Genomic DNA, 19,791 nt, shown 5'->3' on the forward strand with positions numbered 1-19,791 from the left:
ATGCGCCGTGCCCGCGCGGGGCACGGCCGGGTCATCTCGCTGGGGCTCACGCGGGCTGCTCCTCGTCCGTATCGACGATCCCGGTGCAGCCGCTGCCGCCAAGCCCCATACGGTCCAGCACCTCCTCCAGCAAGCCCCGTCCTTCGTCCGGTGTCAAGGCGGTGAGGTCGAAGCCGAGACGGTAGGCGAGTCCGTCCGCGCTCTGGAAGGAGCGCAGGTCGAACTCGTTGATGGCGTAGCGCATGAGCTTGGGGCTCATGGGCGCGACCTTGATGTGGCCGAGGTCCAGCACCTCCGCCTTGCCCTGTCGCTGCAATGTCGAAGTGGTGGCACCACGGGCAAAGCGGTCGGGCGCCTGCATGCCGGTCTGGTACAGAGCGAGGTAGGAGCCGGCGGCGATCACCTCGTCATGCACGGCTCCGTCCAGCGCCGCATACTCGAACGGCACGTAGGGCATGGCCCGGTTGAGCTGGTCCGCGAGGCTCGCGGCCAGCGTCTCCAGCCGCGGTGTGGCGCGGGCCGGCGCCCGCAGCAGGGCCGATCCGGCGACCCAGCTGATGAAGCCGTTGAGCCGGCGGTCCGTGCGCATGGCGGTGGGGACATTCAGCATCACGTCGTCCACCCCACCAAGCGCCGCCACCGTCTGGCCGACGGCGGCGATGAGCAGCGCCGTCTCGGTGACGCCGGCCGCCCGCGCGCGGGCCTGGAGCCGCTGCTGGCCGTCGGCGCTGAGGAAGGCGTACATCTCGCCCGCCGGCCCGCCCTGGGTGAGGTCGAAATTCGGGGCGAGGCCCTTGGCCCGGCGCCCGAAGTTGGGCACCGGCGGCGGGTCCACCGCGTAGAGGCTGCGCAGATAGGCGTCGCGCTCGGCCATGAAGGCCGGATCGGTCGCCCGCTCGAACATATTCACATAGGTTTCGACATCCATCTCCGGCGGTGGCAGCGGGATGCCGAGGAAGGCCTGGAACAGCTCCTCCACGAACAGGCCGAGGGACCAGCCGTCGAACACCGTGTGGTGCCCGTGCGCCACCACCACGTCGCCCTCCGGCCCGCAGCGCAGGACGGTGATGCGATAGGGCGGATTGGTGAAGGGGTCCATGGGATCGCCGATCAGCTCGGCGACGCGGGCCTCCATCTGCGACTCGTCGGCGTCGGGCATGTCCTCCACCACCAGCGGCGGCTCGCCGGGCGGCAGGATGAAGACGCGCGGCCGGCCGTTGTCGTCGACGATGAAGCGGGAGCGCAGCGCCTCCTGCCGCTCCTCCACCAGCCGCAGCGCCCGGCGCAGGCGCTCGATATCCATCCGCGGGGAAATGCGGAAGGCGCGGTTGACGGTCCAGGCGGCCCGGCAGGCGTAGCCGGTCTGTGGCCTCATGAAGGAGCGCAGCAGCAGCCCCTGCTTGAGCGAGAGAGGCACCTCCCGTTCGCCGCTCACCCGCACCGGGGCAGACGCGGCCACCGGTTCGGGCGCCGCCGCGGCGGTGCGGGTCAGGGCCTCGGCCGGGGCGTGCCATGTGGCGTCGGAGAGCGTCGCGGCGCTGCCGCCGAGGGTCTCCAGCGTCGAGGCGAAGGCGTCGAGGAAGGGGCGCGCGGCCCCGGCGTCAAAGGCCGCCGTGTCGATCGCGAGGACGAGGCGCACGCCGTCGCCCTCCGCCACCGCATCGAACCGCAGCTCGTTGAACGGGTCCGCCAGGGCCGCCAGGGGGTCCGCCACGCCGCGCGCGGCGAGCGCCGACGCGGAGGCGGCATCCACATAGGCAAATCCGAGCTGCCGGAGCGCCGCCCCGGCCGCGTTGAGCTTGGTGCCGAGCAGCGATTCCAGCGCCGCCGTGTCCAGCGCCCGGTGATCCCGGGCCATGGCGAGCCGCTGGCGGGTCCGGCGCACGATCCGGTCGGGCGCCTCGCACAGCCGGTCCATAAGCAGAGGCACGGAGGTCGAGACCGGGCCGAGCAGCCCGTCGCGCCGCGCCGGATCGTGACACTCGATCACCAGCGCCTGTGCGTCGTGCCGCGTGGCGAGGGAGCGCGCGAGGGCGGTGAGCAGCAGCGCCTCCTGCTCGGCGACCGTCAAGGCGGCGAAGCCGGGCATGTCGATGCGGGCGGTGAGGCGCCCCACCGGCCCACGATTGAGCCCGAAGCCGGCCGGCGCCAGCGCCAGCGAGCGCACCCCGGTCCGGAGCGCGGGCGAAACGGCGCGCAGCACTTCCTTCCAGAAGGCGAGATGGCGCCCCTGCTCCGGCGAGCCATCGGCCGGGCGTCCTTCCGCCGCGAAGGCGGTGAAGGGCGCACCTGCGGAGGGGGCGGTTTCCACCGCCGCCAGCAAGGCCGCGAGGGCGAGATGGGGCGAGAGCGCATCCGCCGCCGCGCGGTGGGAGCGGGCATGGAGCGTCAGCGTGCCATCGGCACCATTGGAGACGCCGAACTTGGAAACCCCGAACCGCCACAGCGGCCCCGGCTGCGTCACCGGGGCGAGCGCGCCGGCGGAGGCCACCCATTCCAGGTCCGGCGCACCGTTGAGCACGATCGAGCCGGTCTCGGTGGCGGTGAGGCGCAGGCCATCCTGCGCCGCCGCGAGATCGGCCAGCGCCTGCGCCAGCTGTTCGAAGGCGACGCCGGCCGGCACGGCGTGGGAGGCCGAGACCTCCAGCGCGTCGCGCACCGCCTGCGTGGTCATGGGCCGGGTACCGAGGGCAATGAGCGCCTCCTGCCGCACCAGCGGGCGGAAGGCCAGCGGACCGGTGCCCGAGGCCGCCCCCTCCCCGCCCGCCGCAAGGGCTTCCGCGCTCGCCGCGCGGGCCTTCTGCGCCGCCTCGAAGGTGGCGGCCACCACGCCGGAGAGGCCGGTGATGGTGGGGGTCTGCAGGAACTTGGCCACGGGGATGTTCACATCCACATGGGCCTCGATGCGGTTCTTCAGCTCGAAGGAGGAGAGCGAATCGAGCCCCAGCTCCGACAGCCGCCGGTCGGGCGGGATGTCGGCGGCGGCCACCTTCAGCACCTTCGCCACCTCGCCACGGATGAGATCGGCAAGCATGGCGTCCCACTGCTCGCGCGGGGCGGCGAGGAGATCCGCCTGGATGCGCGAGCGCCCGGCGGACCGCTGCGCCAGCAGCGGCTTCACCCGGCCCGTGCCGGCCGTGCGGGCGAGCGCGCGGGCGATGGCGGACCAGTCGGCGCGAGCGAACGCGGGGTTCTCCTCCTCGGCGCGCAGCAGCGTGCCCAGCGAGGCCGCCGCTTCCGTGTCCGGCACCGGCTTCATGCCGATGCTTTCGAGATAATTGCCCAGCGCCTCGGAGCGGGCGACGAAGCCCGAGCCGGCGATGGAGCCCCACGCCACCGACGAGCCGGCGACACCCCGCCCCTTGCGGAACGAGCCCAGCGCGTTGAGGAAGGCGTTGGCCGCCGTGTAGTTCGCCTGTCCCGGGCTGCCGATGACCTGCGCCAGCGAGGAGAAGCTGACGAAGAAATCCAGCGCCGCGCCATGCTTTGCCACCGCGCGGTGCAGGCTCCAGCCGCCGCCCACCTTGGGGCGGATGACGCGGCTGATCTGCGCCGCGTCGAGCTGGGCGAGGAAGCCGTCCTCGATCACCGCCGCGCCGTGGACGATGCCCTTCAGCGGCTTGTCGGAGGCGGCATAAGCGGCGATCACCGCCTCAACCGCCGCCGGATCGGTGACATCGAGGGCGAGCCGCACCACCTCCGTCCCGCGCGCCTGGATGGCCGCGATGGCCGGCGCGGAGTCTTCATCCGGCGTGCCGTTGCGGCCGGCGAGCAGCAGGCGCCCGGCGCCGGCCCGGCTCAAATAGTCCGCCACCGCGACACCGAAGCCGCGCAGGCCGCCGGTGACGAGATAGCTCGCCTCGCCGGAGAGCTGCATGGGCTGGGCGAGGTCGATCTCCACCTCCACCTCCGGCTCGTCAAAGGTGAGCACCACCTTGCCGATGTGCTGCGCCTTGGCGAACAGGCGCATGGCATCCGCCGCGCGGGACACCGGGAAGCGCGTCGCCACCAGCGGCCGGTAGGCGCCGCGCGCCACCTCCGCCTCCACCGCCCGCAGCAGCGAGGAGAGCCGCGCCGGGCGCTCGTCGGCGATGGTGGAGAGGTCGATGACGGAGTAGGAATTGTTGTAATAGAGGGACTTGAGGCCGATGGGCTTGTCCTGCGCGAGATCGCGCTTGCCGATCTCCACGAAGCGGCCGAACGGCGCGAGGCATTCGAGCCCCTTGTCGATGCCGGCGCCGGAAAGGGCGTTCAGCACCACGTCCACGCCGCGCCCCTGAGTGGCCGCGCGCACGTCCTCGGCGAATTCGAGGCTGCGCGAGTTCATCACATGGACGATGCCCAGCGCCCTGAGATGGTCACGCTTGGCGTCGGAACCGGCGGAGGCGAGGATGTCGGCGCCGATGTTGCGCGCCACCTGGATGGCGGCAAGGCCGACGCCGCCGGTGGCGAGATGCACCAGCACCTGCTCCTCGGGCAGCAGGCGGCCGATGTCCACCAGCGAGTAATGGGCGGTCATGAAGGCGGCCGGCAGGGTCGCGGCGTCCTTCAGATCCACCGTGTCCGGCACGTGCATGAGGAAGCGGGCATCGGCGGCGGCGAAGCGGCGCAGGAAGCCCTTGCCCATGCCCATCACCCGGTCGCCGGGCTTGAAGCCGGTGACGCCCTCGCCCACGCTCTGGATGGTGCCGGCGAATTCGAGGCCCAGATTGCGCCACCACGCGCCCTCGCCGTCCTGCTCGTCCGGCAGGATGGAGGTGGCCGCCATGATGTCACGGAAGTTGAGGCCCACGGCCGCGACCTCCACCACCACCTCGCCCGCCTTGGGGGTCGGATAGCGGCATTCGCGCAGCACCACATTGTCGATGACGCCGGGCTGGGTCATCGTCACGGTGAAGTTGGAGCGGTCGGTACCGGCCGCGATCACGCGGTGCTTCGGCGCCTGGGCGGCAAGCTCGCTCTGGCGCAGGCGCGGCACGAGGCGGCCCGCGCCGCGCAGCACGATCTCCGCCTCCGCGCTCTCCTCCGCCACCGCCTGGGCCAGCGTCGCCCCGGCCGCGAAGGCGGCGGGGTTCGCGTCCACATGGCGGACGGCGAATTCCGGGCATTCATTGGCGATGGTGCGGCTGAGGCCGAGGAGCGGCGCATCGGCGAGGCCGTCCGTGCTCATGGCCCCGTCGCCGGGCACCCGCCGCCCGGCGCGGCCGAGCACGACGAGGGTGGGCCGAAGCGGCGCGGTGCGCAGCAGGTCGAGCGCCTTGCCCACCGTGACGAGGCCGTTGGCCGCCGGCTCCACGGCGGCCAACAGCGCCTCGGTGGACAGAGCCTCGGCGTCCGCCAGATGGGTGCCGGCGGTGGCGGCATAGATGATGCCGACGAGCCCTTCCGGCGCCGCAAGCATCGCCTCCAGCCGGGCCGTGAAGGCCTCGGCCTCCATGGCGAAGAGCGGGGCCGGGTCCATGGTCTCGACCGTGGAACCCTGTGCCTCCAGAGCGGCGGTCAGCGGTGCGGTCTCGGCGGCATCGCCGGTCACCAGCAGCCAGCGGCCGGTGCGCACCGGGGCCGGCGGCTTGTCCGCATCGCTCTCATAGGTCTCGTCGATGACGACGGCGCCCTCGCCGGTGGACGCCTTCAGCGCGCCCAGCGTCTTCACCTGGAGGTTCTCCACCGCCAGAAGCGGCGTGCCGTCCAGCGCGTAGACGCGATAGATGCCGGTGTCGTCGCGCGGGTCGGTGAAGAACTCGCAGATCACCTCGCTCGGCAGCGGGCCGGCCACCATCACCTTGCGGATGCCGATGGGGAGCATGAGGCGATACTTGCCTTCCACCTCCTCCATCTCCGGCAAGGGCGCGCCGGGGATCCAGAGCCCGGCCTCCACGTCGTCCACGACGAGACCGGCCTGCAGCACGGAATCGAACAGGCCGGGGAAGGCGACGAAGCCGGTGCGCCGCGCCGCCTCGGAGCTGACGATGCGCGCCACCGCATGGCGCGGGCCGGGCAGCCAGAGCGCCTCCACCGCCTGGAAGGTGGGGCCGTAATCAAGCCCGTGGCGGGCGGTGAGACGATAGAAATCCTCCCGCGTGATGGCGGGGGTGCCGGCGAGCACCGCCGGGTCGAATTTGGCCTTGGGAAGGGTGAACGTGTGCTGCCAGCCATAGGCTTCCACGCGCAGGCGCCAGTCCTCATCCGTGTCGCGCTTGAGCGAGGAAATGCGCAGGCGGTTGGTGACCGGATCATACGAGGTGCGCAGCAGCACCACGTCGTCGGTGCCGATGGAGAGCGCCTCCATGATCTTGAAGTCGCGCAGTTCCACCGGGGCCGCGCCGAACAGCTCGCGCAGCGCCGCCGTCATCATCTCCACATAGCCGACCGTGGGGAACAGGCAGTCGCCGCCGGGGCGGTGATCGGCGAGATACTTGAGGCTCTTCAGCGTGATCTCGTTGGTCCAGGCCGGCTCCGGCCCGCTCTCGCGCCAGCCGAGCAGCGGGTGGCGGTCGTCGTCGAACAGGAACTGCTTCGCCTCCAGCGGCAGCTGCACCAGGCGCTCGTTGGCCCATGGGCGGCGCGGCAGGGCAAGGTGGTCGGCGCGGGTGGGCGCCTCATCGGAGCCGTCCTTCGCCGCCTCGGTCCAGTCGAAGGACACACCGTTCACATAGAGGCTCGCCATGGAGCGGGCCATGACGAGGCGATCGTCGCCCTGCCGCTCCAGCGAGGGCACCGCCACCACGGACGCGTTGCGCTCCTGCGAGATGCCGTGGATCAACGGCGTCACCGTGCGGTGCGGCCCCAGCTCCAGAAAGGCGTCGATGCCGAGGTCGAGGCAGAAATCGATGGCCTTCTTGTAATTCACCGGCTGGCGCAGGTTCTGCCACCAGTATTCGCTGTCGAACCGCGTCTCCAGCATGGCCGTGACGGTGGAGACGATGGGGATGGACGGCGGCTTCCAGTCGATCTCGCCGAGGCCGGCGCGGAACTTCGCCTCGCAATCGTCGAGATGGGGCGAGTGCCAGCCGAAATCCATGGTGAGGCGGCGGGCGAGGACATCCGGGAACAGGCGCTTCACCTCGGCGAGCACGGCGTCCACCGGGCCTTCCATGCCGGAGATGGTCTGGGCCGTGGGGCCGTTATAGGCGGCCACCACCACGGTGCCGTCGTCCGGCAGCAAAGGCGCCAGCTGGTCATAGGTGACGCCCAGCGTCGCCATGGCGCCGCGGCGCGTGCTGCCGTGGGGGATGAGGCCGCGGTGGTAGATGATCTTCGCGCAGGTTTCGAGATCGATGCAGCCGGCGATATAGGTGGTCGCCACCTCGCCGAAGCTGTGGCCCACCAGCAGTTCGGGCGTGAGGCCGCGCGCGCGCCACATGCGGTAGAGGCCGACCTGCATGGTGAAGATGGAGGCCTGCGTCACGTCCGCGTCGTTGATGCGGGTCTTGCTCTCGTCCTTGAGCACCTCTTCGACCACGGACCAGCCGGTCCACGGCTTCAGCACGGCGTCGAACTCGTCCACGAAGGCGCGGTAGACGGGATCGGTGGTGAGCAGCTTGCGGCCCATGGCCCACCACTGCCCGCCCTGCCCCGAGAAAGTGAAGGCGAGCCGGCGCGGCCGCGCGCGGCCGGTGATGATGTACGGCGCGACCGCCTCGAACTCTTCCGCCGGCGCGTCGGCGCCCAGCGCCAGCATCCTGAGCTTGTAGGGGAGATCCTGCGCCGCGCGGTCGGCGAGGAGCACGGCGCGCTCGTTGAGATGGTCGCGGCTCGTCTTCAGCACCTGCGAGAGGCTGTCGTAGGAGACGCCGGAGAGCGCGCCGCCGTCGTCCACCGCCTCGGCCAGTTCCTCGGCCCAGAGCGCGAGCGCCGGCTTGCCGTTGGCGGAGAGGGGGATGAAGGCGGGATCGTCGGTCGGCACCGCCCGCGCGGGCGCGGCCTTCGCGGTCCGCGCGCCGCCGTGCCAGCTCTCCACCGCCACCGAGGCGTTGGTGCCGCCGAAGCCGAAGGAATTCACCACGGAGAGGCGCACCCCGTCCTCGGCATCGTAGGGGGTCGGCTCCACCGGTACCTTGAGGCCGAGGGCATCGAACGGGATGTTGGGGTTCGGCCGCTCGAAATTCAGGTTGGGCGGCACCACGCCATGGTGCGCCGAGAGCACGATCTTGATGAGGCCGGCGATGCCGGAGGCGGATTCCAGATGGCCAAGATTGGGCTTGAAGGAGCCCACCAGCACCGGCCGGTCCACCCGCCCCGCGCCGAACACGCGGCCGATGGCGCTCGCCTCGATGGGGTCGCCCACCGGCGTGCCGGTGCCGTGCGCCTCCACATAGCCCACGTCTTCCGGGTCGATGCCGGTCTGCTCCAGCAGGCTGTTGAGCATGGCCGTCTGGGCTACGTCACTGGGCGCGGTGAGGGTCGGCGTGCGGCCGTCCTGATTGACGGTCGAGCCGCGCAGCACCGCATAGATGTGGTCGCCATCGGCCACCGCACGGGCGAGCGGCTTCAGGAGCACGAGGCCGCAGCCCTCGCCGCGCACGAATCCGTCGGCGCGGGCATCGAAGGTGTAGATGGCGCCCGTCGCCGACAGCATGTTGGCGCTGGAGAAGGCGACGAAGGGGCCGGGGTCCAGCATCATGTTCACGCCGCCGGCCAAAGCCACGTCGCAGGTGCCCATGGAGAGATGGCGGATCGCCTGATCCACCGCAACAAGCGCCGAGGAGCAGGCGGTGTCGAGGGCCATGCTCGGGCCGGTGAAGTCGAGCCGGTGGGAGATGCGGTTCGCGGCGATGGAATAGGCCGAGCCGGTGCCGGCGAAGATGTCGGTGGCGACACGCCGATAGCGCTGGGAATAGCTGAAGTCCGATGTGGAAATACCGACGAATACACCGGTGCGCTTCTTCTGAAGCGTGCGCAGGGTGATGCCAGAATCCTCGACGGTCTCGAACGCCACCTGCAGCAGCAGCCGCTGCTGCGGGTCCATGGACATGACCTCGCGCGGGGCCATGTCGAAGAAGGCGGGATCGAAGCTGAACACGTCGCCGGTGAGGAAGCCGCCCCATTTGGAATAGGAGCGCCCGGCGCATTCGGGGTCGGGATCGTAATAATTGCGGAAATTCCAGCGGTCGGCCGGAATTTCCCGGATGCCGCAGCGTTTTCCGACGAGGAAAGACCAATAATCCGCCCCGCTCGCGATCCCGCCGGGGAACCGGCAGCCGATGCCGACCACGGCAACGGCGAGGGGTTCAGTGGGCCTCGACTCGGTGAGGCCCTGGGAAATGACGGCTTTCAACTCGCCTTCGAGCAGATCGACACTGTCCATCGGAAGCGCCCCCTTCCGTTGATCCCGCGCTGCAAAATAGGCTCATCCGAAAATTGTTGTCATCACCAATTCTTGAGTGAGCCATGAAATACTTGAGAATGGTATTTTAGTAAGACATCGTCTACCGAAATACCATCCACTTCGCCTCTTCTATAAGCAAATCCGCCCAAGCGGCCTGCCGGAATTTGGCCGCATCGCAGCAAGACCACCGCCGGGCTGCGCTTTTGCAAAAAAACCGCCGGAACATGGTTCCGGCGGTCCCATGCCAAGGGTCTGCCTCGGTTGGTCGGCCTCGGTTGGTCGGCCTGGGTTGGGCGACGGGGAGTGAGCGACAGGCCGGTTTAGGCGTCCTCTTCCGCCGCCAGCAGCACGAGGTCGCTCAGGGTGAAGCGGTCGAAGTCGCGCAGCTCGCCCGGGGCGAGGATGGAGGCGTCGGACTGGCGGGCCAGCGTCCACAGCGCCTCGGCGACGATGCGGCTGCCCACCGGCCCGAGATGCTTCCCGGCCGGCCCCGCCGGATCGCCCGCCTCGGCGAGGATGTAGAACCACAGCGGCGTCGCCTCGCAGAACGGCAAGGCTGCGACGCGCTGGGCTTCCGGCAAGGCGGCGAGCAGCGTGTCGTCCCTGAGCGGCTTCAGGCCGAGATGCTTGGCCACCGCCTGTCCGGTGGGTAGTCCGAGCCGATAGCCGCGCGAGAGGTGCCGCATCGCCAGCGCCTCGACCGTGTCCGGCGCGCCGGCGAGGCGGGTGTCGAGCCGCCGCGCCCGCTGCGGCGCCTCCGCCTCCAGCGGCAGAAAGCCCTCCCAGGCGATGATGCGGTCGGCCGGCAGCCCGCCGGGGCCACAGCCGGAGGGGCCGAGCGCGGCGCGGGTGGCGAGCGCGGGCGCCTCCGCGTTGCGCAGGCGCGGATTATAATCGTAGCTCGGCCGGGCGAGGCTCCGGCCGATGACGAAGGCCGCCGCCCAGAATTCCACCGGAATGAAGATGTCGCCGGGCCGGTCCTGCCGCCACAGGCGCCCCCCCTCGGCCATCACCGCCTCGACCACCTGGGGATCGGCGATCTTCGGCAACAGGTCGAACAGCACCATCCACTGGTAGCGCTGGCGCAGCGCCCGGCGCGCCGCCTCGAAGGAGAGGCCGGTCGCGACAAGGGCGTTGTGCGCCTTGAGAAAGGCGACGTGGAGCTGGCTCAGGGGCAGGCTCGCATCGTTGCGCGCGTCGCTCATGCGGGGCGCGCGGTCGCGGGCCGGATCGAGGCCGCGCGGCTGGCGCGGCAGGTCGTTGCGCGGGCTCTTGCGCGGCGGCAGCGGCGGCTCGCCGAAGGGGTCGCGCCACACCTCGCCGAGCAGCATCCGCCGGACGGCGGCCGGGTCGCGCGGCGCGTCATAGACGGATTCGAGGTCGAGGCCGCCGGAGCGGCGGTTGAACAGGGCGGAGAAGCTGCCCAAGGGGGTGAAGGCCGGCGCGAAGGCGGCGGCCCCCGTTGCCCCGGCGAATTGCGCCTCCTCGGCCGGCCGCCGCTCCCACACGAGATCGTTGAGCACGAACTCCACAAGGAAGGCATAGGCGGCGGGGATGTCCGAATCGCCCTCCGCCCGGCGGCGCGGCGGCTGCCCGTTCGGCGCCTCGGCGCAGGCGCCCATGGCGGCGGCGAGGCGGGCGAGGTCCTTCAGCGTCCGCGACCCCTCGTCGATCCGGCAGGCCGGCGCGGCGAGGGCGGGGAACATGCGGCCGAAGCCATGGTCGCTCGGCCGCGCCCCCGCCTCGATGGCAAGGTTCCGGACGCGCGCGCTGATGGCCTCCCGGGTCGAGGGGCGCGGCTCGTCGCTTCCGGTCATCTCAAGGGGCCTTTCGACACGCATTCTCAGGGCACACTCCTCTGATCCCCAGCCCCGGGGCTCCCCCTTACGTCAGCATTTCGACGGTTCGGTCAGCATCATCCGAATGGGGGATGACCGCTCCTGCGACGTCTTGCAGCCTGAGGTGGTTGTGCAATGCTGCGCTCGCGATCTCCGTGGGCACCCGCCGAGTTCGGCAGGGCGCCAAGGCAGGCATCAGGCACGAACCCGTCGCCGTCCGGCCCCCGCGGGGGTGGGCCATGGCGGCCCATCGGATCATGGCGTCGCGATGCGCCGGCCCGGCCGGACCCATCGCCACGCGAAAAATGGGACGGACATGGGCGAACTCGATCACTACTCCCGCCTCGTCGGCGACGTTTACGAGCTTTCCGGCGATCCCCGGCAATGGGGCATTCTGCTGGAGGGCGTCACCCGCTTCATCGACGGGCGGGTCGGCCAGCTCGCGGTCTTCAGCCTCAAGCAGCAGACCAAGCCCACCTGGCGGGTGTGGGGCCACGACCACAACGACTACAAGACCTTCCTCTATCGCCACGCGACGGAAGACCCCCGCCTCTCCTACATCCTCTCCAATCCCGGCCGCGTCATCTGCGGCGAGGACGGGGTGGACCCGGACCAGTTCCGCGCCTCCGCGCTGTTCCGCGAGGTGGTGGAGCCCATGGACATCGAGCATTCGCTCGTCTCCTACTTCGCCCAGGAAGCCGACGTGATGGCCACCATCTGCGCCATGCGCGGCCGGGCGCAGGGCCCGTTCGGGCAGGCGGAGCGGCAGAAGCTCGGCCTCGTGGTGCCGCACCTCAGGCGAGCCTTCGAGCTTTACGCGCTGCTCGACGAGGCGAAGGCGAAGGTCGGCGACATCGCCGCCGCCCTCGACATCGTGGACGCCGGCATCTTCCTCGTGGATGCGGAGATGCACGTCGCCCACGTCAACCGCGCCGGCGAGACCATGGTGAAGTCCGGCGACATCGCCGTGCGGCAGGGCCGGCTCGCCTTCCGCGACGACCGCGCCTCCCGGCAGGTTGCCGCCGCCGTCGCGCTGGCGCTGGCCGCCGCGCGGGGCGAGGCGAACATCACCCATGCCGAGCACATGGAGGTGTCGCGCGCCGGAGATGATGCCGGCCCGTTCCGGGTGTCGCTGCATCCGCTGCCCGCGGGCGAGGGCAGCCCGCGCCTTGCCACCCGCTCGCAGATCGCGGTGGTGGTGCGCCAGCCCGGGCGCGGCGGGGCCGACGTGGCGCGGCGCATCCAGACCACCTTCAAGCTCACGCCCTCCGAGGCGGCGCTGGCGGCGGCGCTGGCGGTCGGCGCCTCCCTCGCCGACTTCGCCCAGCAGCGCAACGTGGCACTCTCCACCGCGCGCAGCCAATTGAAGGCGCTCTACGAGAAGACGGGCACCAACCGGCAGGGCGAGCTGGTCGCCCGGCTGCGCGAAAGCCTCGACCTGTCGCTGGTCTGACGCGTCACCGCGGATCGCTTCATCGCGCGTTCATGTCGCGTGAACATCATACGGCCGCGCCCGAGGTGGCGCGGCCGCTCAAGCGTGAGGGGTTGAAACGGGCGTCGTCCGGCAGGGGCCGGGCGGGGCAGGATTATTGCCGGGGGAAAGAATGGTGGGGCGCAAGGGTCTGATCCTCGGGGCGGGGATCGTCGTGTTCCTGGGGCTCGCGGCCCTGACCGACGCCATCATGTCGCGCAACGACGCGCCGGCCGAGCCGGGCAAGGCGCAACCGCTCGACCAGGGCTGGTCCAGGGAGCTGCGCGAGGCCTTCTATTACACCCCCCAAGGCTCCCAGCTGATGCCCTACGCCGTGCTGCGGGCGCTGGAGCAGCCGCTCTCCGACAAGCTCTTCCTCGATCCCGCCCATGTGGCGCAGATGGGCTTCCTGCCGGCGGACGGCCCCTCGGCGCTCAATCCGGATGGGCTTCCCATCGGCTTCGTGAAGGACCCGCGCCCCGCCCCGGGCGCGCTCGGCCCCATGGTCGGGCTCACCTGCGCCGCCTGCCACACCGCCGACATCGAGGCGAAGACCGGCGCCCTGATCCGCATCGACGGCGGCGCCTCGCAGGGTGATTACCAGTTGCTGATGGCGCGCCTGAGCAAGGCGCTCGACAACACCCTGGCCGATCCCGCCAAGTTCCAGCGCTTCGCCGCGCGGCTGGTGGCGGTGGACCCGAAGGCCGTGCGTCCCGCGCTGGAGGCCCTCGCCACCGACATCCGGCGCCTGGAGGCCTCCGCCTGGACCCCCATCCCCTACGGGCGGGGGCGGCTCGACGCCTTCGGCCACATCCTCAATGCGGTGGCGGCCAACGCCCTGAAGGAACCGGCCAACTTCCGCATCCCCGACGCGCCGGTGAGCTATCCCTTCCTCTGGACCACGCCCCAGCAGCGCTACGTGCAATGGAACGGCGTTGCCGGAAACCCGCTCGGCCGCAACCTCGGCGAGGTGCTGGGCGTGTTCGGCCATCCCGATTTCGCCAATGGCAACCTCGCCGCCGCCAGCTCCACCGCGCTGGGCGAAAACCTCGTCGCGCTCGAATCCTGGGTCGCGACACTGAAGCCGCCGCCGTGGCCGGAGAAGGTGCTGGGCAAGGTCGACGCCGCCAAGGCGAAGCGCGGCGCCGAACTGTTCAAGGCCAATTGCGCCGGCTGCCACGGCGGCCCCGACTATCGCCTGACCCCCGCCGCCGAGACCGAGGGCGGGCGGCAGTGGATCGCCGTCTCCATGGTGAACATCGACACCGTGAAGACCGACCCGAAGATGGCGATGAACTTCATCACCCGCTACGCCAAGCCCGGCCCCTTCACCCAGCTGCCGCCCACCACGCCGCGCCTGCCGGACGGGCAGGTGCTCGCCGGCTCGCTGCTGCTGGCGGCGGTGACCGCCATCACCGAGAACGACCTGCGCGCCCGGGGCATCACCGGCGATGCGCGCAAGGCCGCCTACGGCTGGCGCTTTGCCCCCGGCAGCAACACCCCGCAATCCGGCTGGCTGCTGCCGCCGAGCTACAAGGCCGGCCCGCTCGCCGGCGTGTGGGCGACGGGGCCGTTCCTCCACAACGGCTCCGTGCCCACCATCTACGACCTGCTCTCTCCCGAGGAGGAGCGCCCGGCGGTGTTCTACGTGGGCTCCAGGCGCCTCGACACGGAGAAGCTTGGTTTCGTGTCCTCCTATGACTCGATGCCCGAGGCCGAGCGCGCCCGCGTCTCCCGCTTCGACACCGCCCTGCCCGGCAATTCCAACCGCGGCCACGCCTTCCCGACGGGGGCGAAGCTCCCTCCCGAGGATCGCTATGCCATCATCGAATATCTCAAGGTCCTGGAGGGCCCCGATGTCCGTCCCTGAGGCCGCGGCGCGGGTGCGCCCCTATACGCCCTATCTGGACAAGCTCGCAGCCGTCCGCCCCGCCGAGCGCTGGCCGCTGGTGCGGGGCTGGATTTCCAGCGAGCCCCGCCCCTTCTTCGCCGAGCTGCGCGCCCATGCGCCGGTCTACGAGACCAGCGAGGTGACGCTCGTCGCCAAGCGCGCGGACGTGATCGAGATCCTGTCCGTGCCGAAGGTGTTCACGGTCGATCTCTACAAGCCCAAGATGGGCGACTTCATGCTGGCCATGGACGAGACGGTGGTGAACTACCGCGACAAGTCCGTGATGCCCGCCATCCTCGCCTGGGACGACCTGCCCAAGATCCGCGCCGCCGTGGCCGAGGTGGCCGACGAGGCGCTGAATGCTGCGGGCAGTGAGATCGAGGCGGTGCAGAAGCTGGCGCGGCTCGTGCCCCTGCGCATCGTGCAGCGCGTCTTCGGCATCAAGGGGCCGGACGCCGACCTGCTCGACTGGTCCTATGCCAACCAGATGGACCAGTTCAACAACCTGCCCTACGACGACCGCCCGGACGCCGACGCCATCCACCAGGCGGCGGAGGACAGCCGGGTGAAGCTGCGCGCCTTGTTCGCCGCCCTCATCCCGGCGCGCATCGCCGAGATCAAGGCCGGCACCGCGCCGGACGACAGCCTCACCCGCATCCTCAGCCTGAACCTGCCGGCGGCGGACCATTTCGGCATGGACCGGGTAGTCATCAACATCGGCGGCCTGCTCATCGGCGCCATCGAGACCACGGCGGAAGCCGCCATCAACGCCCTCGCCGAACTCTTCGCCCGGCCGGAAGTGCTCAGCGACGCGCGGGCGGCGGCCAGGGCCGGCGATGACGCGGTGTTCGACGGCTATGTGTGGGAGGCGCTGCGCTTCTCCCCCATCGTCGCCTTCATGTTCCGCGAGGCGGCGGCGACCTACACCCTCGCCAGGGGCTCGGCGCGGGAGAAGGTGCTGGGCAAGGGCACCGTGGTGCTCCCCTTGAGCCTCTCCGCCATGTTCGATCCGGACTTCGTGCCGGAGCCGGACGCCTTCAAGCCGGACCGGCCGTTCCACACCTACCTGCATTTCGGCTACGGGCACCATGAATGCCTTGGGCGCTATGTGGGCGGCACCATGATCCCCGAGATCGTGAAGCGCGTGCTCCTGCGCCCCGCCGCCCGCCCGCTGGCGCCGGTGGACATGGCGGGCACGCCGTTTCCCCAGACCTATCGCATCGGGCTGACCTGACGGATTAGAGTTGCGGGATGGCTCCCGTTCCCGACGTCCCTCCCGCCATCTGCCAGCCGGTCGATTTAAGCGGTTCTCCCCTTGACGAGCTGCAGTCCCGCCGCGCGGCCGGCTGGGCGCGGCGGGACGAGATCGTGCATTTCAGATTAGGGAACGACCTGCTGTCGTTTCCCGCCGCCTTTCTGCTCCTTGCCGCCGATCCTGCCAGTTTCGGATGCGTGAATGCGGTCCAACAGATTTCATTCGCCTTCTGGGCCTCGGACATGGCGCCAGCGGACCGGGAAATGTTTCGCGAGCCGCTTCTCGAAGCGGCAGCTATAGCGCCGACCCGCCAGCCGAACGATTTTATCATCAAGGTCAATGCGTTCTACGGCAACAAGCATCCTGATTGGCCCGATCTGGGCAAGAGGCTGACCAACCTCAGACAGTCGGAAAAGCCCCTTGGCATGCTTTATGGGCTTCAGGACTTCTCGCGGTTAAACGTTCAGTACCTCGTTCTGATTTCCGAGGATCGCGGCGTCCTGGTCCGCAGCCTCAACGATCCCGCTCCGCCTTACCCGATCGCCGAGATCAGCTTTCAGAATGAACATTGGTTCGCGCGGACCTTGGTGCCAATTCGGACCGTGCCGCGCTGGGACTTTATCTACAATCGGATCGACGCCTTCGTGGCGCAGCATCTGGTGAAGGGCTATTTCAAGCGCTGACGCCACCCGATACCGGCGCCGCGCGCAACAAAGTTTTGATTCCCGCGCCCGTTCCCGGTAAGCCTCGCCGGCTGGAGGGCGCGCCGGAAGCCTGCAATGCGGGCGGATCGGGCTCGCGCTCTCCGTCCCCGAGTTGGAGGGGCGTTTCATCCGGCGGACGGATTTCATCCGCCCGGGCGTCGCGCTCCAGACGCGCGAACGCCATGACAAAGACAGACGCTCCCCTCTCCCTCGCCGACCTTCGCTCCGAGATCGACCGCATCGACGCGGCCATGCACCAGCTGCTCATGGAGCGCAGCGAGATCATCGATCGCCTCGTGCAGGTGAAGCACACGCAGGGCACCGAGGGCGGCTCCGCCTTCCGACCCGCCCGCGAGGCGGACATGATGCGCCGGCTGGTGGAGCGCCATCGCGGCCTGCTGCCGCTCGACACGGTGGAGAGCATCTGGCGCGTCATCATCGCCACCTTCACCTATGTGCAGGCGCCCTATTCGGTCCATGCCGACCTCTCCGGCGGCGAGGCCTCCATGCGCGACAGCGCGCGCTTCCATTTCGGCTTCACCGTGCCGTTCCTGCCCCACATGGGCGCGCGGGGGGTGATCGATGCGGTGGCCGGCTCGCGCGGCGATCTCGGGCTGCTCGCCGCCGCCCCCTCTCCGTCTGCCGCCGACCCGTGGTGGACAGCGCTGGAGGCGGAAGGCGCGCCCAAGATCATCGCCCGCCTGCCCTTCGTGGAGCGGGACGACCACCCCGCCGGCCTGCCGGTATTCGTGGTCTCCCACCCCATCGCGGACGCCGCCGTGCGGGAGGTCCGCGTCTATTCGCTGCGCGTGACGGGATGGAGCGCGGCCGCGGGCCGTGCCATACCCGCCTTCGCCGAGGTGGTGGTGGCGCCGGACGAAGCCCTCGACGGCGCCGCCTTGCTCGTGTCCCTGCCCCCCGGCCATGCCGTGGACGAGGTGACGGGCGCCCTCGCAGAAGCGGGCGCGGGCATCCGCGCCGTCGCCGAGGTGGGCAGCCACGCCGCCACCCACAAGGTGGAGCGCGTCTCCGCCCGGCCGTGAAGAAAGATCGTCTGGAGTAACCTGAGATGTCCGCCGTGCTGAACGACCCCATCCCCACCGGCCGGCCCGAGCCGAAGCCGGGCGTGCTCGCCATCGAGGCCTATGTGCCGGGCAAGAGCCATGCTCCGGGGGTGGAGAAGGTGTTCAAGCTCTCCTCCAACGAGACCCCCCTCGGCCCGAGCGAGAAGGCGCTCGCCGCCTTCGCCGAGGCCGGCCGCCGGCTGGAGGACTATCCCGACGGCTCCGCGAGCGCGCTGCGCCAGGCCATCGCCAAGGCCAACGGGCTCGATCCCGACCGCATCATCTGCGGCGCCGGCTCCGACGAGATCCTGAACCTCGTGACCCACACCTATGTGGGCGCGGGCGACGAGGTGATCTATTCGGAGCACGGCTTCCTCGTCTACAAGATCGCGACCCTCGCCGCCGGCGGCGTGCCGGTCGTAGCGAAGGAGCGCGACCTCACGGCCGACGTGGACGCCATGCTCGCGCTGGTGACGCCGAAGACGCGCCTCGTCTTCCTCGCCAATCCGAACAACCCCACCGGCACCTATCTGCCGTTCGACGAGGTGAAGCGCCTGCACGCGGGCCTGCCCTCCAACGTGCTCCTCGTGCTGGACGCGGCCTATGCCGAATACGTCCGCCGCAACGATTACGAGACCGGGCTGGAGCTGGCGCTCTCCACCGACAACGTGCTCATGACCCGAACCTTCTCCAAGATCCACGGCCTCGCCGCGCTGCGCATCGGCTGGGCGGTGGGGCCGGCCCATGTCATCGACGCCATGAACCGCATTCGCGGGCCGTTCAACATGAACACCCCGGCCCTGCTGGCGGGCGCCGCGGCCATCGCCGATGCCGCCCATGTGGAAAAGGCGGTGGCGCACAACGCCCAGTGGCTGCCCTGGCTCACCGGCAAGATCGAGGCGCTGGGGCTTAAGGTGACGCCCTCGGTGGCGAACTTCCTGCTCATCCATTTCCCGGACACCCCCGGTCGCACGGCGAAGGAGGCGGACGCCTTCCTCATGCGTCGCGGCCTCGTGCTGCGGCAGGTGGCGAGCTACGGCCTGCCCAATGCCCTGCGCATGACGGTGGGCACCGAGGAGGCCAACGAGCTGGTGGTCGCGGCGCTCGCGGAGTTCATGGCGGGCGGAGCGGCGGGGTCGAACACGTGATCCAGCCTCTCGTGCCGCGCCTCGCCATCATCGGCGCGGGTCTCATCGGCTCGTCCATGGCCCGTGCCGCGCGGGAGAAACATCTCGCCGGTACCATCGTCGTCGCCGACGCGGATCCCGCCGTATGCGAGCGGGTGCGGCAGCTCGGCTTCGCCGATGTGGTGACGCAAGACGCCGGGGACGCCGCCGAAGGCGCCGACATCGTGATCGTCGCCGTTCCGGTGGGTGCCTCGGGCAAGGTGGCCGAGGCGGTGGGGCCGCGCCTCAAGGCCGGCGCCATCCTGTCCGACGTGGGCTCGGTGAAGGGCTTCGTGGTGGAGGCCATGGCCCCCCATGTGCCGGCCCATGCCCATCTCATCCCGGCCCATCCGGTGGCCGGCACGGAATTCTCCGGCCCGGACGCCGGCTTCGCCTCCCTGTTCGAGAACCGCTGGTGCATCGTCACCCCGCCCGACGGCGCGGACCCCGCCGCGGTGGAAGCCATCGTCGCCTTGTGGCGGGCGGCCGGGGCGAACGTCGAGACCATGAGCGCCCAGCACCATGATCTGGTGCTCGCCATCACCAGCCACGTCCCCCACCTCATCGCCTACAACATCGTCGGCACGGCGGCGCATCTGGAGGAGACACTGACCTCCGAGGTCATCAAATTCTCCGCCGGCGGCTTCCGCGACTTCACCCGCATCGCCGCCTCCGACCCCACCATGTGGCGCGACGTGTTCCTGACCAACCGGGAGGCGGTGCTGGAGATGCTCGGCCGCTTCACCGAGGATCTCACCGCCCTGCAGCGGGCCATCCGCTACGGCGACGGGGATGCGCTGTTCGAGCACTTCGCCCGCACCCGCGCCATCCGCCGCTCCATCATCGAGCAGGGGCAGGAAACCGCCGCCCCTGACTTCGGCCGTCGCGCGGCGGAAAAGCCGAAGCACGAGGACAGCTGACGAAGTGGGACATGTGACGCCCGGAATATGACGGTCGGTCAGCTTCCGTCACACCCGCGTGTCATATCCGCGTGGCATCCGCCCTGTAGGGACCAGCGTCACCATTCCGCCGAAGTCTCGCGCGACCTGAGAGGGGTTCGCCCCGACACAAGGA

At 70.3% G+C, this 19,791-nt stretch carries 9 protein-coding genes; 7 read left to right on the top strand and 2 right to left on the bottom strand.

Annotation, left to right across the window (positions count from 1 at the left end; all coding sequences use genetic code 11):
* Positions 1-46 precede the first annotated feature (46 nt).
* Positions 47-9,307: an SDR family NAD(P)-dependent oxidoreductase gene (locus V5F63_RS23135; protein WP_394100987.1), complete on the bottom strand. Its 9,261-nt coding sequence runs from the start codon at positions 9,305-9,307 to the stop codon at positions 47-49.
* A 341-nt stretch (positions 9,308-9,648) separates the two neighbouring features.
* Positions 9,649-11,169: a peroxidase family protein gene (locus tag V5F63_RS23140; protein ID WP_394100986.1), complete on the bottom strand. Its 1,521-nt coding sequence runs from the start codon at positions 11,167-11,169 to the stop codon at positions 9,649-9,651.
* A gap of 313 nt (positions 11,170-11,482) precedes the next feature.
* Between V5F63_RS23140 and V5F63_RS23145 the strand changes: the two genes are divergently transcribed.
* The 7 genes from V5F63_RS23145 to V5F63_RS23175 all read left to right on the top strand — a co-directional run bounded on the left by V5F63_RS23145 (position 11,483) and on the right by V5F63_RS23175 (position 19,637).
* Positions 11,483-12,619 carry a helix-turn-helix transcriptional regulator gene (locus V5F63_RS23145; RefSeq protein WP_394100985.1) on the top strand — a complete coding sequence of 379 codons (1,137 nt, stop codon included), beginning with the start codon at positions 11,483-11,485 and terminating at the stop codon, positions 12,617-12,619.
* Positions 12,620-12,770: 151 nt separating this feature from the next.
* A complete protein-coding gene (locus V5F63_RS23150; protein ID WP_509210813.1) occupies positions 12,771-14,507 on the top strand; it encodes a di-heme-cytochrome C peroxidase in 1,737 nt (578 codons plus the stop codon).
* A complete protein-coding gene (locus tag V5F63_RS23155) occupies positions 14,494-15,762 on the top strand; it encodes a cytochrome P450 (RefSeq protein WP_394100984.1) in 1,269 nt (422 codons plus the stop codon). The genes V5F63_RS23150 and V5F63_RS23155 overlap by 14 nt, the downstream gene beginning before the upstream one ends.
* A 17-nt stretch (positions 15,763-15,779) precedes the next feature.
* Positions 15,780-16,466: a hypothetical protein gene (locus V5F63_RS23160; RefSeq protein ID WP_394030565.1), complete on the top strand. Its 687-nt coding sequence runs from the start codon at positions 15,780-15,782 to the stop codon at positions 16,464-16,466.
* A gap of 203 nt (positions 16,467-16,669) precedes the next feature.
* Complete coding sequence (locus V5F63_RS23165) at positions 16,670-17,530, top strand: chorismate mutase (RefSeq protein ID WP_209486205.1); 861 nt, start codon at positions 16,670-16,672, stop codon at positions 17,528-17,530.
* A gap of 26 nt (positions 17,531-17,556) precedes the next feature.
* Positions 17,557-18,699, top strand: coding sequence for a histidinol-phosphate transaminase (gene hisC, locus V5F63_RS23170; RefSeq protein ID WP_394100983.1), 1,143 nt, complete (start codon positions 17,557-17,559; stop codon positions 18,697-18,699).
* The gene (locus V5F63_RS23175; RefSeq protein WP_394100982.1) at positions 18,696-19,637 is read left to right on the top strand and encodes a prephenate/arogenate dehydrogenase family protein; all 942 of its coding nucleotides are present in this window, start codon (positions 18,696-18,698) and stop codon (positions 19,635-19,637) included. The genes hisC and V5F63_RS23175 overlap by 4 nt, the downstream gene beginning before the upstream one ends.
* The last annotated feature ends 154 nt before the right edge of the window (positions 19,638-19,791 follow it).

The organism is Xanthobacter wiegelii (assembly GCF_043193855.2).
Taxonomy (GTDB): Bacteria; Pseudomonadota; Alphaproteobacteria; order Rhizobiales; family Xanthobacteraceae; genus Xanthobacter; species Xanthobacter flavus_A.

What these genes read in the sequence shown, in the direction of transcription:
- V5F63_RS23135 (WP_394100987.1), bottom strand. Translation starts at nt 9,307, where the DNA reads ATGGACAGTGTCGATCTGCTCGAAGGCGAGTTGAAAGCCGTCATTTCC.
- V5F63_RS23140 (WP_394100986.1), bottom strand. Translation starts at nt 11,169, where the DNA reads ATGCGTGTCGAAAGGCCCCTTGAGATGACCGGAAGCGACGAGCCGCGC.
- V5F63_RS23145 (WP_394100985.1), top strand. Translation starts at nt 11,483, where the DNA reads ATGGGCGAACTCGATCACTACTCCCGCCTCGTCGGCGACGTTTACGAG.
- V5F63_RS23150 (WP_509210813.1), top strand. Translation starts at nt 12,771, where the DNA reads ATGGTGGGGCGCAAGGGTCTGATCCTCGGGGCGGGGATCGTCGTGTTC.
- V5F63_RS23155 (WP_394100984.1), top strand. Translation starts at nt 14,494, where the DNA reads ATGTCCGTCCCTGAGGCCGCGGCGCGGGTGCGCCCCTATACGCCCTAT.
- V5F63_RS23160 (WP_394030565.1), top strand. Translation starts at nt 15,780, where the DNA reads ATGGCTCCCGTTCCCGACGTCCCTCCCGCCATCTGCCAGCCGGTCGAT.
- V5F63_RS23165 (WP_209486205.1), top strand. Translation starts at nt 16,670, where the DNA reads ATGACAAAGACAGACGCTCCCCTCTCCCTCGCCGACCTTCGCTCCGAG.
- hisC (WP_394100983.1), top strand. Translation starts at nt 17,557, where the DNA reads ATGTCCGCCGTGCTGAACGACCCCATCCCCACCGGCCGGCCCGAGCCG.